This is a genomic window from Jeotgalibacillus campisalis (genome assembly GCF_000829515.1).
Taxonomy (GTDB): Bacteria; Bacillota; Bacilli; order Bacillales; family Jeotgalibacillaceae; genus Jeotgalibacillus; species Jeotgalibacillus campisalis.
This window is the reverse complement of sequence record NZ_JXRR01000022.1, coordinates 358,480-372,718: the sequence shown is the minus strand read 5'-3', so window position 1 is coordinate 372,718 and position 14,239 is coordinate 358,480. Positions and strand designations below refer to the sequence as shown.

Below are 14,239 nucleotides of genomic sequence, written 5' to 3'. Positions count from 1 at the left end.
TCCATGTTCTCAAATCTAAACAAACCTGGAAAATGACCGATACATAAAGTGCCGCCACTTTTAAAAGGATTTGCTGCTGATGCGATTTGTGTGCGTTAAGCGCTCATCTGCAATGAAGGCATAGCCCTTCAGTCCAATAATCAAGTCCAAAAAATAAGTGAGCTACAGTAGAGGTGAAAAAATGTTTAAAGGATTTTACACAGTTGCGACCGGAATGATCGCCCAACAAAGAAAAACAGAAATGCTGACGAATAATATGTCCAATGTCAATACACCCGGCTTCAAGGCGGATCAATCCTCCATGAGAGCTTTTCCCGACATGCTGCTATCGAGCCTTGGCGAATCAAAGAGATCATCTGAGAATGGATTAACTCGTTCAAACAGCCCTGTCGTCGGCGCTTTGAACACGGGTGTATATATGCAGGAAACGATGCCCCATTTTACTCAAGGAGACGTTAGGGAAACCGGTTTATCAACAGATGCTGCCCTCGTTCAGGGAAACATGCCTCTTAATGAAGAGACTGGAAGGTCCGGAGCGATCTTTTTTACTTTAGAAAATGAGGACGGATCAGACCGCTTAACCAGAAACGGCAATTTCACCCTTGATGGACAGGGGTTTTTAACATCTTCTGAAGGGTATTATGTACTGGACGAAGCAGGAAACCGAATTGAACTGGAAAATGATCGATTTACAATACAGGAAAATGGTGTGCTGAATGCGGATGGTCAGGATGTAGCGAGAATTGGTGTGTCCTATTCAGATGATCCGATGTCCTTAATTAAAGAAGGCAACGGCCTGCTGAGAGCACCTGATGGCACTGTGCTTGAAAATGCTTATAACCAGCAAGACCTGTCCTTTTCTGTCTCGCAGGGAGCCCTGGAACGGTCCAACGTTGACAGCGCCCGCACCATGACGGATATGATGACCTCCTACCGGGCATTTGAAGCGAACCAGAAGGTCCTTCAAGCATATGACCGCAGCATGGAAAAAACGGTGAATGAAGTCGGACGGGTGAACTAAATGGACGCAAAGGGGGACGCTAAATGATCCGCACAATGGTAACAGCCACAAATACGATGGGACAGCTGCAAAAGCAGCTCGACATGATTTCCAATAATATTGCCAACTCTTCTACTACCGGCTATAAGCAGACAACTGCCACATTTAATTCTCTGCTTACGCAGCAAGTGCAAAATCAGCGGGGCGATACAGCAGAGCGTCAGACGCCGTTTGGAGTTCGCATGGGCAATGGAGCAAGAATCGCCCAGTCACAGCTGCTTGGCCAGCAAGGAAGTCTTCAGCGGAGCGATCGCCCGCTGGACTTTGCTTTTAACACAGAAAACCAGTATTTTAAAGTGCTGGTTCAGGATGCAGAGGGAAACACAGAACAAAATTTTACCCGTAAAGGTGATTTTTTCTTTTCCCCGATTAATGACGACGAAGTCATGCTTGTGGATGGACAGGGAAATGCCATACTCAGCCAAAACGATGAAATCATAACGTTGGATGGACCTGTAGATGAAATCCAGCTGAGAGATAACGGCGTGCTTGCCGTGAATGCAAACGGCACAGAGCAGCAGGTGGAGCTTGGAATTGTGGATATTCAGCGCCCTCAGCTGATGGACCGTGTATCAAGTGTTTATCTGGGGTTACCTGCCAATCTTGACGAGCTTGGTGTTGATCCGGGTGAAGTATTGGTCCAGCTTGAAGGAGCATTACGGGGCGGCATTGGTCTTGAACAGGGAGCACTTGAACAATCCAATGTTGACCTTTCACAATCCTTTACCGACTTAATAGAGGTACAAAGAAATTATCAGTTTCATTCAAGAGCCATTTCGATTTCAGACCAAATGTCTGGTCTTGTAAACGGAATGCGTTAAAGGAGATTTTAAAATGAAAAAGACCCCCAGGCTAACCGAAGAAGAAAAAGCAAAGCAGGAGAAAGCGAAAAAGGAAAGCGGCAGCGGAAGTACGCCCAGATGGGTGCAGGTCCGTATGATGCCGATAATTGTCCGTGTGATCCTTGTGCTGGTCCTCGCTGCTGGATGCTTGCTTATTGGACTTATGGTCGGCTACGGAGTGATTGGTGACGGTAAACCGCAGGATGCGCTGAAAAAAGAAACGTGGACGCACATCATGGATATTGTCACGAAAGATACAGAGTAACCCCTAATCTGCTCAAATTCAGGAGGAAAAGGCATGCTGAATACACAACAAATTAAAGAAATTATTCCACATCGCTATCCATTTTTACTGATCGATAAGATTATCGAAATTGACGAAGGGAAACGGGCTGTGGGGATTAAAAATGTCACAGCAAATGAAGAATTCTTCAATGGCCATTTTCCAGACTATCCGGTTATGCCGGGTGTTCTGATTGTGGAAGCACTTGCTCAGACAGGTGCAGTTGCGATGCTGAAACAGGAAGAGTATAAAGGGAAGCTTGCTTTTTTTGCAGGCATTGACAACTGCCGGTTTAAACGCCAGGTAAAACCGGGAGATCAGCTCCGCCTTGAAGTGGAGATCGTCCGCTTTAAAGGACCGATTGGCAAGGGAAAAGCAACTGCTACAGTTGACGGTGAAATCGCCTGCGAAACGGAAATTACCTTCGCGATAAAATAATTTGACCAGACGAAAGAGCCGTGAAGAATGGCACTTTCGTCTTTAATATGTTCAGTTTAAAATACATAATCCCTCTCCCTCTGGAGACACTACGTGAAGACCGGATAGATGGTCATAACATATGAAAGGAGAGGGGATGCATATGAATAAGTTTCTTAAAATTACAGCTGGTTCTTTGATTGCAGCAGCATTGATGGTTGGGTGTAACATGGACGATAATGCACGTGATGACAACACCAATGAATCCATGATGGATGATGCCGTAAACGAAACCAACAACGTGCTTGACCGCGAAACAGAAGACATGGATATGATGGAAGACAAAGACCAGAATTCGTTAAACGAAAACATTGAAGAAAATGACAATGGAATCGTGGATGACGAAGAGGGCAACAGAGAAGACATGATCGAAGAAAAGAAAGACCGCGAAGATCGAGACAACCGCGACGAGTAACGAATAAAGGGGGAGGAATCCCCCTTTATTTTTTTGCTTAAAATGAAGACAGTTCGCGTTCAGGAGAGAAAGTTGTATTCCTTAATTTAACTTTTTTTCAGTCTCGGACGTTCCTTCATCTGGGTGCGAAACTCATGAAGCAGATCCTTTCCGGCTAAATCTGATTCAGAAACCAGCTGATCAAGCAGGTTCTCTGCGTATTCATTTCGCTGATTGCGCAGGTTTCCGGTAAAGAGAACACTGATTTTGTCACCGAGGTGGCGCACATTGTGGACATAGGCATAAAAGGATGCAGGATCATTTTTTTCGCTTGAAATAACAGCCAGGATCTCCAGGTCTTGACCCTTTTGCTGGACATTCCGGAAATAATCCAGCTCGGTATCTTGTAAAAAAGCTTCGAGAATCCACGTTTGTTTATCGTCTTCTTTGTTGATAATTAAGCCGTCATAAAGATGAAAGGAGCGAACCGAGTCCTCCTCGGCAATCTTCAGATTTACAAGCTTAAACGTCTTCATCCTAAAGCCTCCCTTTAATTTTCTATCCCTAATTATAGCATAAGGACGATCGGTAAAAAAAAGCTAAAACGCATTCTTTTCCATTTTCATAAACAGGATAAAGGTATAAAGAACTAAAATAGTTAGAAAAAAAGGAATTTTTAACTGGTCCACCATGATCAAAATCTACTAAATCTTCATTTTACAACGTCGAAACGGTGAAGTATGATGATCTCAGCCTTAAGAAAGGAGGAAAAAAATGATCAACCATGTAACGCTTGTCGGACGATTGACGAAGGATCCGGACCTGAGAGCCACACAGAATGGCAAGTACGTTTTATCTGTTCAGATTGCCGTAAACCGTCCTTTTAAAAATAACCAGGGCGAACAGGAAGCGGATTTTGTACGGTGCACTATCTGGAACCGCACAGCAGAGTCCACTGCAAAATATTGTTCAAAAGGCTCGCTTGTCGGCGTTACAGGAAGAATTCAAACCAGTTCGTTTGAAAAAGAAGGATCGAGACAATATGTCACGGAGGTAATTGCTGAATCCGTCCGTTTTCTAGAGTCGAGACGCTCCTCGTTTTCACCGGCTGAATCTCCTGCTCATTATCCCGCACCCGGTCAGACACTTCATGTAGAAACCTTTCAATAATAAATACCAACCCTCGCAACAGAGCCCAGACTTTATCATCCCGCGCAACACACCCGCAAGACCCTATAAAAGGCAGCTCCTCCCCAGAGTGCCGAGAAAATCTCTCCGTATAAAAAAAGCCCCAGTTGCTGTTCACTGGGGCTCCTCTCGTTATGGAGACAATACAAGTAAGTCCTCAAGCTCCTGATTTGAAAGCTCGGTGATCCACTGATCGCCTTTTATAATATCCTCATTCAAGGATTGTTTTTTCTCCAGCATAAGATCAATTTTTTCTTCAACTGTTCCGGAAGAAATAAATTTATGAACATGAACAAAGCGGGTTTGACCGATTCGGTAAGCACGGTCTGTCGCCTGATTTTCAACCGCAGGATTCCACCACCGGTCATAGTGAATGACGTGATTGGCTGCAGTCAGCGTTAAGCCGGTTCCCCCTGCTTTCAGAGACAGAATAAAAATCGGGAACGTGCCATTTTGGAATTGTTCAACCATCTCATCACGGCGATTTTTAGGCGTAGAGCCATTTAAAAATGGAACATGAACGCCATATTTTTTCTCAAGCACCTGTTTGATCATATTGCCCATTGAAATATACTGAGTGAAAATAATCGTGCCTTCTTTTGCGTCCATAATCTGCTCAACAAGATCCATTAGCTTAAGCATTTTCTCAGAGCGCTCAGTTACATATTCAGGATCCGCTTCACGCAGGAATAAAGCAGGATGATCGCACAGCTGCTTCAAACGGTTCAGCATCTGCAGCACAATGCCCTTGCGTTCAATGCCGCTTAAGGTAGGAAGCTTCTCAAGCGTGTCTTTTACGAGCTGTTCATAAAGTGAAGCCTGCTCGGTTGTCAGCGGACAAAATTCTTTTTGCTCGATTTTTGCCGGAAGATTTAAACCAACGGCCGGATCGTTCTTTGTCCGGCGCAGCAGAAACGGTCGGATTCTCCCCTGAAGTTTCTTCGTGTGCGCTTCAGAGCTGTCCCGCTCAATCGGTACGATATAATGATGACGGAATGACGCCAGTGTGCCAAGGTAGCCGTGATTTATAAAATCAAAAATGGCCCAAAGCTCGGACAGGCGATTTTCCATCGGCGTTCCGGTAAGCGCAATATGGTGCAGCCCCTGAAGCTGACGAATCGCTCTCGACTGTTTTGTATGCGGGTTTTTAATGTTTTGTGCTTCATCGAGCGCAACAGAAGACCAGTTAATGGAGGAAAGCTCTTCCTGGTCTGCATGGCATAACCCGTAAGAAGTTAAAACAACATCCGCCAAGCTGATCGCAGGGCTGAACGCTTCTCCTTTAGCGCGGCTTGGCCCGTAATGCAAGTGCAGTGATAAAGAAGGAGCAAAGCGCTCAATTTCTCTTTGCCAGTTTCCTAACACAGAGGTCGGGCACACAATTAAAAATGGTGTCTCAAGCTTTTCTGTCTTTTTCACATGCAGCATATACGAGATCAGCTGAATGGTTTTTCCAAGTCCCATATCATCGGCTAAACAGGCGCCAAAATGATTTGTGCGAAGAAAATGCATCCAGGCATATCCTTGCTGCTGATAGGGTCGCAGCGTCCCCAATAATTCTTCAGGGGTTGGGATAAGCGGAACTTTCCCGACGTCATTTAATGTATCAAGCATCGCCTTCATCGAGCGGTTAAGCTGATATTGAATGCGAAGGTCATCTTCTTCTGTTTCCATTTCATGTCCAGCCGCCTGATCGAGCTCCTGTTCAAGCAGATCCCGCATTCGGATGCCGCGTTTTTTTGCCGCAGCCATCGCTTGTTGAATGCGTTCAATTAAGGCAGGATCTAATGCAATCCAGTTGCCGTTAATTTGAATAAAGCGTCTTTTTTCATTCACGAGGTCATTAAATTCATCATCGGTCATATCACTGCCGTTAATGGAAACCTTCCAGTCGTATTCAACAAGCGAATTGAGTCCGACAAAGGAAGGACGATAGCTGTGATCGCCTTTTACGGCCGCTTTAAGGGCTACATTTGATTGCTGGATGGATTTCCACCAGGACGGCAGCAGAATCTCCACATCCAGCGCTAAAAGCTTCTGGCTGCCTTCTGTTAGAAACAGCCAGGCACGTTCTTCAGACATTTCCGTCTGCCAGACATCCTCATCCTTTAAATACGGAATTAAGCGGACCCAGCGCGACAGTTCTTTCTCAATCTGATTCGTTTCTTTTTTCCACCGGTCCGGAAGCGAACGTTCAAGGGGCAGAGTCAGATTTAAATCATACGTCCAGTCAGCTCGCCGCTGATCGCGTAAAAATGGCTGCATCGTCCAAAGGCCATCCTCTGACATAGGTTCTTCAAACCGGATGCCAAACCGATAAGGCGAAACGAGATCCTTCTCCTGAACCCAATTTGACCATTTTTCTTCATCAAAATAAACAGACAGATCCTCAGGCGTCAGGGCATGATTTTCGTTAAATATCCGCTTGGCAAGTCCCTGACTTCTTTGATGATGCTCAAAAAAGTACGTAATGGCCTGCTGGTACCAGTCATTTACCTGCTGTTTTGCTTCTTCTTGAATAGGAGCGGCATCTTCTCCACTCATGTCCAGCCACTCTTCCCAGAAATCATCACCAAGAGTCATGGAAAAAGATTCGTCTGTTTTATCATCACGATGCTGCCATTCATTCAGCCACTTGCCTTCTGTAATCCATTCAAAAAGAAGGGGAGCCGCATCATAAAAAAACTGAGCGGAAGAAGAAAAATCCCAATTTATGCGTCCATGAAAACTTGGCTGTGCAAAAAGTGTAAGAACTGCCCAGCTGTCAAGCACAACACTGTGATCAGAGGCATCTTCATGCTTTTTCACCATCGTCCCGTGATAGCTTTCTTTATGCCATAAGAGAAGGTGGCGCTGCCAGGATTCCGGCTTCAACAGCTCACCGTCATGGTTGATGACCTGGAGGGAAAAATGACCATTAGAAAGTTTTTGAACATCGATCATTTTATATTCACTCATCCACATGAATCAATTTCCCCCTTCTGCATTCCTCATGAAAAGCTCTAAGCCGCCTGTGCTGAAGCAGGATGGCATCAAAATAGTGCTCCCATTTTTGCGTCTGATTGCTTTGTGTGTAGATTTTCTTGAGCTTTTTCAAATAGCTCACTGCTTTTCGGTACGTCTCGCGCTGACGTCCTGCAATCAGCTCTTCGATCCACTGATGAAGGAGTGGGACAGCGAAGTCAGGACGTTTGGTAATCAGCTGTTTAAAGCCTGCGAGCTCCAGCTCTTCCGGTGAAAAACCAATCCAGTCCACAAGCTCGACCCATTCCTTATAACGGCCGGCATCAAGCATAAGTGATCCCAGGTGTCTAGCACTGTAGGGAAGCAGCGACTCATAAACAGCGATCGTCGAATCGGATGCATAGAGGCGAAGCTTTCCTGACTCAAGTTTTCGGATCAGCCAGTGTGCGAAAGATCTTTTTTCTGATTCCGTATCAAATTTCTCCACATGAGCAGGAATTTTCTTAGGCAGCTCCTGCAAAATCGTAACGGCTGCATCCATCCTGTCATCCCACATCATCCATTCCATCCAGCGCACAGCATGCGGCAAAACGGAGGGAGAGGATAGCCGGAATTGTTCCTTCCATACATCATTTTTCATCAGCAGAAGGGCAAGACCCGTTCGTGCAAAATATAATTCATCTTTCTCTTCATCTAGTTCAGAAATACGGGTGAGCTCTTTTTCTCTCCACGCTTTAGTGGTAAAAAGCTGAAACCACAGCAATGAATAAACAGAGTAGGAAACAGGAGAAGAAATCGCTTCAAGAAGCTCATGAGATCCAGTACGCAAATCCTCCATAAACGGATCAAAGGCAAAAGGACGCGCATAAACGGCCAGATCTGACAGCGCATCTTCCATTTCCTCCAAAATCATTCCCAGTATCTCCATCACACTTTCATTTGATAATACGGAAGGATCATGTGAATGAATTTCTCTTGATACATAAATAAACAGCCAAAAGGAAGTATGCAGCTCATACAAAGGCTTCCACTCTTTTTCCATTGGCGTTTTCTTTTGAATCGTCAGCTGTGCGTTTTTAATGTAATGATCAAACAAAAACGGCTGCTCCAAAAGCTGAGAATAATTCATGGAAGCAATTGCCTCTTGCACGATTCGTTTCCACGACTGCGGAGACTTCTCTATTTTAATCATGGCAGGCTTGTGATTTCTCCATTTCGTGATCCATTGACTGACGCTTGAGGTTTGCTGATAAAACTTAAAAAATACAGCCATGCGGTGCCGGCACCAATCTTCCTCCGGACAGCTGCATGAGCTTGATTTGGCGGGATCAAGAGAAATGCGGACATTCACCTGATACACATCCCGCACTTTGGCACGCAGCATATTCATCGACGGATCATATCCGCCGTCATACACAGTGCCCTGTCTATATAAGAAAAGCCCTTTCTGAATCAGGCGTTCATCTTGCTGGTTCGATGGCATAAATTGTTGGAAAAGCTTTTGTTCCAGCTTTTCAATGCCGCTTGTAAATGATTGAGATTGAAAACTCATCGCATACCTACCACCTTTAGTAATCAAAAAAAACGTACCTTTTATTATACTCTATTTCCAGCAAAAAACGAACCTGCAGATGCAAGATAAGTAAAAGAGGCAAAAATGCAGTGATGGATTTTCCGTTCCTATATAAATATGGCTGAAAAAGATTGTGATGCTTGTAGGTCTGTTGATCTAATTTAGGAGAATTTTAAAAAATTTAGATGGGGGACAGGTTCATTTCTGCTGCAATGAAGGTATTTTTAAGGTAAAGCGGGGTCTGAAAAATAACAGGATGCTACAATTAAAAAATAATACACCTAAAATTTCACAGTCTATAGTGAGTGGTTCTTTTCATTTCAGCAGGTCCTGTACTAGACAGTGTGATTTTAATGTTTTAACTCATGAATAGTATGGGGATTTAAGTTTTATGGTGCTAAAAATCTAGAAAAGGGGATGGGGTAGATCATGATCGAACTTAGATCTTTTGAATGTCCCGACTTTGAGCAGCTCATAAGCTGGATTGAAACGCCAGGTTTTCTAATGCAATGGGGAGGACCAAATTTTCGTTTCCCTTTGGATAAGCAGCAATTGGAAGATTATTTAAAAGAGGCAAACCAGGATCAGTCTACTTCATTGATTTATACTGTGGTTGAACAGCAAACGGGCAACTCGATAGGGCATATCTCATTAGGGAAAATTGACAGGGAAAATAGGTCGGCTCGCGTTGGGAAAGTGTTGATTGGAGATAAGAGTGTCAGAGGGAAAGGGACGTGTCAGCAAATGATGATGAAAATCCTTCACATAGCATTTGATGAACTCGCTTTGCATAGAGTCTGTCTCGGCGTTTTTGATTTTAACGCCCCTGCTATTTCTTGTTATGAAAAGGCAGGGTTTAAAAAAGAGGGGTTACTGAGAGATTCAAGAAGAATGGGAAATGAATATTGGAGTTTATGGGAAATGAGTATTTTAGAGAATGAGTGGAGAGAGGAATAAAGGTCAGGATTGAACGCCAAGAACGGTGGAATTCTGTCAGAGAAACAGTGAAGGGGAAATGGATCTGCGCTTCAACTAACGAAGAGCGCTCGGTCTTGAGAACTCTTTTCGTCACACCTAATTTAACAAAATTCCCCTCACATGATAATGAATTCCTTGACGTGATTACATGAATAAGATATGATATAGAAAACCAATTAACAAAATGTTAATTAGTAAGATGGTAAAAGAATCTGCAGCTGACTAACCTCTTAAAAGGAAGGATAGGTGAGGGCGTTGAACAATAGCTCGGAAGAAGAATTTCTTAAAGTTTACGATTCTGGAAAGTATGTGACGCCAGACGGATATACCTCTGACATAGCTGTTTTCACAATTGTCTCTGAAAAAAACACGCTCTCTAAAATACCCAAAAAAGTGCTGAAGCTCATGCTTATAAAAAGGCACACAAGAGATCATGAAGGAAATCCTAACATAGAAGGCGGGAAGTGGGCATTGCCTGGAGGATTTGTACACCCTGATGAAACAGCATATGAAGCAGCGGTAAGGGAATTAGAGGAAGAAACAAGTGTAAAGGACATTCATCTACAGCATTATCAAGTGTACGATCAACCGGGCAGGGACCCTAGAGGATGGATACTCTCAAATGCTCATTACGCAATTGTGAAAGAACAGTACTTGGACAGCAAGAAAGCAAATGACGATGCCCAAGAGGTTGAGTTGTTCAGCATGGAAGAAATTGAGTCCTTGAATCTAGCGTTTGATCATGAAAAAATTGTTAAAGATGCTTTTGACATTATTAAAAGAGAAATGATCCAAACACCTTTAGCAAAAGAATTCCTTCCAAAGGAATTTATCGCTTCTGAACTGCAAAATGTCTTACTGACGGTTACAGATAAATCATCTATTAAAGGTAAATCAGCTTGGTCCAGAAAAATTAAAAATCTAAGCTTTATTGAACCGGTGCTGACTGAAGAAGGCCAGCCGAAAACGACTCAACGCTTTTCAGATCGACCATCTGCGTTGTTCAGATTTGTGGACAGGGAAGTACCGCTTCCATCCCTCTACTAATTTTTTTGCTGCAACTAATTAACATTAAGTTAATTAGTAAAATAGAAAGGAGATAGATGAAGATGACGGAAACAGGTAAATCAAGAGAGGCTTTAATAATTGTTGATATGAGTTATGATTTTGTGGCAGATGAGGGAGCATTGACCGTCGGAAAACCAGCTCAGGAAATTGTTCCTTACATTAAAGATTTAGCATCTGCGTTTCTGGAAGAAGGGAATGTGGTGGTGGTGGCAATGGACGCTCACCAACCGGATGACCCACACTTTCAACAATGGCCGCCGCATAATATTGTGGGCACAGAAGGTCAGAAATTATATGGGGAGTTGTCTGACTGGTATCAAGCGAATGCTGAAAATGAAACTCTCCTTTATGTTCCAAAAACGAACTATAATGCATTTTTTAAAACGGACTTGGCTGAGACATTAAAACAGCTTGAGGTTGAAAAGGTACACGTTACTGGAGTTTGCACGGATATATGTGATTTTCTAACGGTAGCGGGTGCAGATGCAGAAGGGTTTAAAACAGCCATTCACAAAAGAGGAGCGGCTACTTTCACAGACCTTGGTGAAACGATGATTCAGCATATGAAGGTATGCTTCCACACCGAAATTATTGACTAAGCTAAGACGTTTCGAATCGAATGACCATTTAAACGGTTAAGGTTATTGCCTGTCATAGTCATAGAATAATAAAAATTACTGATAGGAGGAGAGTTAAGATGGAAAAAGAGATCGAATTAAAAGTACAGGGGAAAATCGACAGACTCACTAACGAAACATTCAAATTTGATGAACGGGTAGGAGAAGGATGGTATTCAGCCGTATATTTCTTGAAAACCAGAGAAATTGCGAAGAAATACAAATCTGATAAAGAGGTCACCATGCAGTTTTTTCAAAAAGAAGAAGCGGTTTTATGCGGGATGGACGAAGTGATTGCCCTAATTCACACATTTGCAGAAGAGCCGGAAACATTGGAAATTAACGCTCTGCAAGATGGAGACAGTATCAGCCCCTTTGAAACCGTTCTGACGATTAAGGGTCATTACCACCAGTTTGGCTATTTAGAAGGGGTCATAGATGGTATATTGGCAAGAAGAACAAGCGTAGCTACAAATGTGTACCGGGTGGTAAAAGCAGCCGGAGATAAAAAAGTCATATTCATGGGAGACCGTGATGACCATTTCAGCAACCAGGCAGGAGATGGGTATGCTGCCTTTATAGGGGGAATGAGTGCTCAGGCAACGCATGCCATGAACGAATGGTGGGGTGAGAAAGGTCTTGGCACGATGCCTCATGCAATGATCCAATTATTTAATGGTGACATCGTAGAAGCATCAAGAGCTTACCTCGAGACATTCCCAGAGGACGATTTAATTGCATTGGTAGATTATAATAATGATGTCATCACGGATTCTCTTAAAGTGGGGAAAGAATTCGGACGAAAACTTAAAGGAGTTCGAATTGATACGTCAAAAACGATGATGGATAACTATTTTATTCGGAACCAGCACATTTTAGGTTCTTTTGATGCAAGCGGTGTCAATGTTCCTTTAGTAAAAGCTCTGCGGGAAGCGCTGGATAGCGAAGGACTTCAACATGTACAAATTGTGGTAAGCGGCGGATTTACTTCAGATAAAATTGAACGGTTTGAAAAAGAAGGAGCTCCAGTAGATGTATATGGCGTTGGTGGCAGCTTATTGAAAGTGAATATTGGATTTACTGGAGATGATGTATTATTAGATGGAAAGCACGAAGCGAAAGCGGGAAGAAAATTCAGCGGAAATCCAAGATTGAAAGAAGTTCCATTGCATGTCAAAAACACTCGAGAGGGGAAATGAACAATGAAAATAGGAGTGTTTGGTTCAGCGTTTGACCCGATTACGTTAGGACATATGGTATCCATGGAAATGATCGCTGACAGAAGAGGGTTTGATAAGATATTATTAATTCCTTCATCAAATACCAGAGTAGATAAAGGGAGACAGCTCACTGCGAATCATCATCGCATGAAGATGGTTGAATTAGCCATTGAGGATAATCCTAAATTTGTGGCAGATGCTACAGAAATGGAAGCTGCTGCCTGGCATTCATATACTTATTTTACAATGAAAGCATTGAAGGAAAAATTTCCTGAAGACGATTTGTATTTTGTGATGGGGGCAGACAACTTGCCTGGATTACCAAATTGGGAGTACGGCAAAGAATTAATCGAAAATAATAAGTTTGTGGTTGTAGGAAGAGAAGGATATGATATGTCAGATATTATTGCCAGAGACGCACTTCTCACAAAAAATGAAGATAAATTTGATTGCCTGAGCAAAGGGGTAACAGTAGAAACAAGCTCTTCTTTTATTCGCTCGAGGATTCTTAATGACCTTAGTGTCCGCTACCTGGTCCCGGATCAATCATTGAAGTATGCATTAGAGAATAATTTATATTCAGAACAGGCGGATGAATGAAATAGCGAAAAACAAATGATAGTGGCTCAGGTGGCAGGAGTAGTTACTACTTGGGCTTAAAAATCATTGTTATAATTAGAATGATACTTGGAGCGGTAGTCGATTATGAATACCGAGAGAGCGGATAAAACAATAAAAAATAGAATGATTACTAATATACTAAGCAGGAAGTGTAATGGAGCAGTAAAAAATACAATGACCCCGGAAGCTAAACCTATTAACAGGGAAACTGCAATTTTTGAGGACCTTGTTTGTTCGTGTTCTGTACCGCAGTTCGTACAGCGAAGTATTTCACTGTTTTTCTTCCACTGAAGTTTAAAAATGTCCATCCACGTAAATGCTGTTTGGCATTTTTCACATTCCTTCATAAAGGGTAGAGCCTCCTTTTAAATGTGTCAGACCTGTCTAAATAAACGATTTACTACCTCGCTTTAAACAGAAAATATCACTTTCTCCTTTTGATCGTAATAATCAACCATGACATTCAATGCTATCCCAATTAATAGAGCAATAGAATAATAGACACTCAAAATGGCTACAGCAAATCCCATAGAGCCTGTAATGATTTCAAAATAAGCGAGAACGGCGGGAAGCAAAAAAATAATAATAGATAGAAAAAAGAGCGTGATAATGGGAACAAATCGATTCTTATAAGCGGTTTTTATAGTCCAGAAAACCGAAGCCGTAATAAGCAGGATTGGCAACAAAAAACCAAAGAATATGCTTGAGAATGAATAATCCGTTTTCAACATCCTTAAATGGGAAATTTTGATATCTTCAGCTTATCATAAGAAATTATCCATGAGGAAATATATTTGCAAAGACACTATTCTCGTTTTCTACAAAAGAAAAAGGGTTGGGACAAAAATATCTCAATCGCAAGAACTTTTTGTCTTGATAAGCTTTTTTCTCATCAAATCCTCATTTTCACCTTGTACAATTGAAATAAGTAAGTCGGTCTCACGTTTCGACTAG

Annotated in this window: 16 protein-coding genes; 11 read left to right on the top strand and 5 right to left on the bottom strand. The window is 42.6% G+C overall.

The genetic code is table 11. From position 1 onward, the window contains the following. Positions 1-181 precede the first annotated feature (181 nt). The 5 genes from KR50_RS17685 to KR50_RS17665 all read left to right on the top strand — a co-directional run bounded on the left by KR50_RS17685 (position 182) and on the right by KR50_RS17665 (position 3,077). A complete protein-coding gene (locus tag KR50_RS17685) occupies positions 182-1,021 on the top strand; it encodes a flagellar hook-basal body protein (RefSeq protein WP_041061696.1) in 840 nt (279 codons plus the stop codon). Positions 1,022-1,044: 23 nt separating this feature from the next. Continuing rightward, positions 1,045-1,881, top strand: a complete 837-nt coding sequence (locus tag KR50_RS17680; RefSeq protein ID WP_041061694.1) for a flagellar hook-basal body protein — start codon at positions 1,045-1,047, stop codon at positions 1,879-1,881. Positions 1,882-1,894: 13 nt separating this feature from the next. Next, positions 1,895-2,167, top strand: coding sequence for a DNA-directed RNA polymerase subunit beta (locus KR50_RS17675; RefSeq protein ID WP_041061692.1), 273 nt, complete (start codon positions 1,895-1,897; stop codon positions 2,165-2,167). 33 nt (positions 2,168-2,200) lie between these two features. Further along, a complete protein-coding gene (gene fabZ, locus KR50_RS17670) occupies positions 2,201-2,623 on the top strand; it encodes a 3-hydroxyacyl-ACP dehydratase FabZ (RefSeq protein ID WP_041061690.1) in 423 nt (140 codons plus the stop codon). A 142-nt stretch (positions 2,624-2,765) separates the two neighbouring features. Continuing rightward, positions 2,766-3,077 carry a hypothetical protein gene (locus tag KR50_RS17665; RefSeq protein ID WP_041061688.1) on the top strand — a complete coding sequence of 104 codons (312 nt, stop codon included), beginning with the start codon at positions 2,766-2,768 and terminating at the stop codon, positions 3,075-3,077. 86 nt (positions 3,078-3,163) lie between these two features. Here the strand turns inward: KR50_RS17665 and KR50_RS17660 are convergent, their stop codons facing one another. After that, a complete protein-coding gene (locus tag KR50_RS17660) occupies positions 3,164-3,592 on the bottom strand; it encodes a YwpF family protein (protein WP_041061686.1) in 429 nt (142 codons plus the stop codon). Between the two features lie 238 nt (positions 3,593-3,830). On the opposite strand from KR50_RS17660, the gene KR50_RS17655 reads away from it, so the two are divergent. After that, the gene (locus KR50_RS17655) at positions 3,831-4,226 is read left to right on the top strand and encodes a single-stranded DNA-binding protein (RefSeq protein ID WP_052477200.1); all 396 of its coding nucleotides are present in this window, start codon (positions 3,831-3,833) and stop codon (positions 4,224-4,226) included. Between the two features lie 150 nt (positions 4,227-4,376). Here the strand turns inward: KR50_RS17655 and KR50_RS17650 are convergent, their stop codons facing one another. Both KR50_RS17650 and KR50_RS17645 read right to left on the bottom strand, forming a co-directional pair. Beyond that, positions 4,377-7,208, bottom strand: a complete 2,832-nt coding sequence (locus tag KR50_RS17650) for a DEAD/DEAH box helicase (RefSeq protein WP_041061683.1) — start codon at positions 7,206-7,208, stop codon at positions 4,377-4,379. After that, positions 7,195-8,760, bottom strand: a complete 1,566-nt coding sequence (locus tag KR50_RS17645; RefSeq protein ID WP_041061681.1) for an SWIM zinc finger family protein — start codon at positions 8,758-8,760, stop codon at positions 7,195-7,197. The genes KR50_RS17650 and KR50_RS17645 overlap by 14 nt, the downstream gene beginning before the upstream one ends. Before the next feature lie 450 nt (positions 8,761-9,210). Here KR50_RS17645 and KR50_RS17640 point away from each other — a divergent pair, with 450 nt between their 5' ends. The 5 genes from KR50_RS17640 (at position 9,211) to nadD (ending at position 13,264) form a co-directional block, all read left to right on the top strand. Continuing rightward, a complete protein-coding gene (locus tag KR50_RS17640; protein ID WP_041061679.1) occupies positions 9,211-9,738 on the top strand; it encodes a GNAT family N-acetyltransferase in 528 nt (175 codons plus the stop codon). Between the two features lie 276 nt (positions 9,739-10,014). Beyond that, complete coding sequence (locus KR50_RS17635) at positions 10,015-10,806, top strand: NUDIX domain-containing protein (RefSeq protein WP_041061678.1); 792 nt, start codon at positions 10,015-10,017, stop codon at positions 10,804-10,806. A 62-nt stretch (positions 10,807-10,868) separates the two neighbouring features. After that, the gene (locus KR50_RS17630; protein WP_041061676.1) at positions 10,869-11,426 is read left to right on the top strand and encodes a cysteine hydrolase family protein; all 558 of its coding nucleotides are present in this window, start codon (positions 10,869-10,871) and stop codon (positions 11,424-11,426) included. Positions 11,427-11,524: 98 nt separating this feature from the next. Then, positions 11,525-12,643, top strand: a complete 1,119-nt coding sequence (locus tag KR50_RS17625; RefSeq protein WP_041061674.1) for a nicotinate phosphoribosyltransferase — start codon at positions 11,525-11,527, stop codon at positions 12,641-12,643. A gap of 3 nt (positions 12,644-12,646) precedes the next feature. Continuing rightward, a complete protein-coding gene (gene nadD, locus KR50_RS17620) occupies positions 12,647-13,264 on the top strand; it encodes a nicotinate (nicotinamide) nucleotide adenylyltransferase (protein WP_041061673.1) in 618 nt (205 codons plus the stop codon). A 56-nt stretch (positions 13,265-13,320) separates the two neighbouring features. Here the strand turns inward: nadD and KR50_RS17615 are convergent, their stop codons facing one another. Both KR50_RS17615 and KR50_RS17610 read right to left on the bottom strand, forming a co-directional pair. Then, positions 13,321-13,632 (bottom strand): TIGR04104 family putative zinc finger protein, encoded by a 312-nt coding sequence (locus KR50_RS17615; protein WP_041061672.1) that lies wholly within the window; start codon positions 13,630-13,632, stop codon positions 13,321-13,323. 63 nt (positions 13,633-13,695) lie between these two features. Beyond that, positions 13,696-14,013: a hypothetical protein gene (locus tag KR50_RS17610; protein ID WP_041061671.1), complete on the bottom strand. Its 318-nt coding sequence runs from the start codon at positions 14,011-14,013 to the stop codon at positions 13,696-13,698. Between the last annotated feature and the right edge of the window lie 226 nt (positions 14,014-14,239).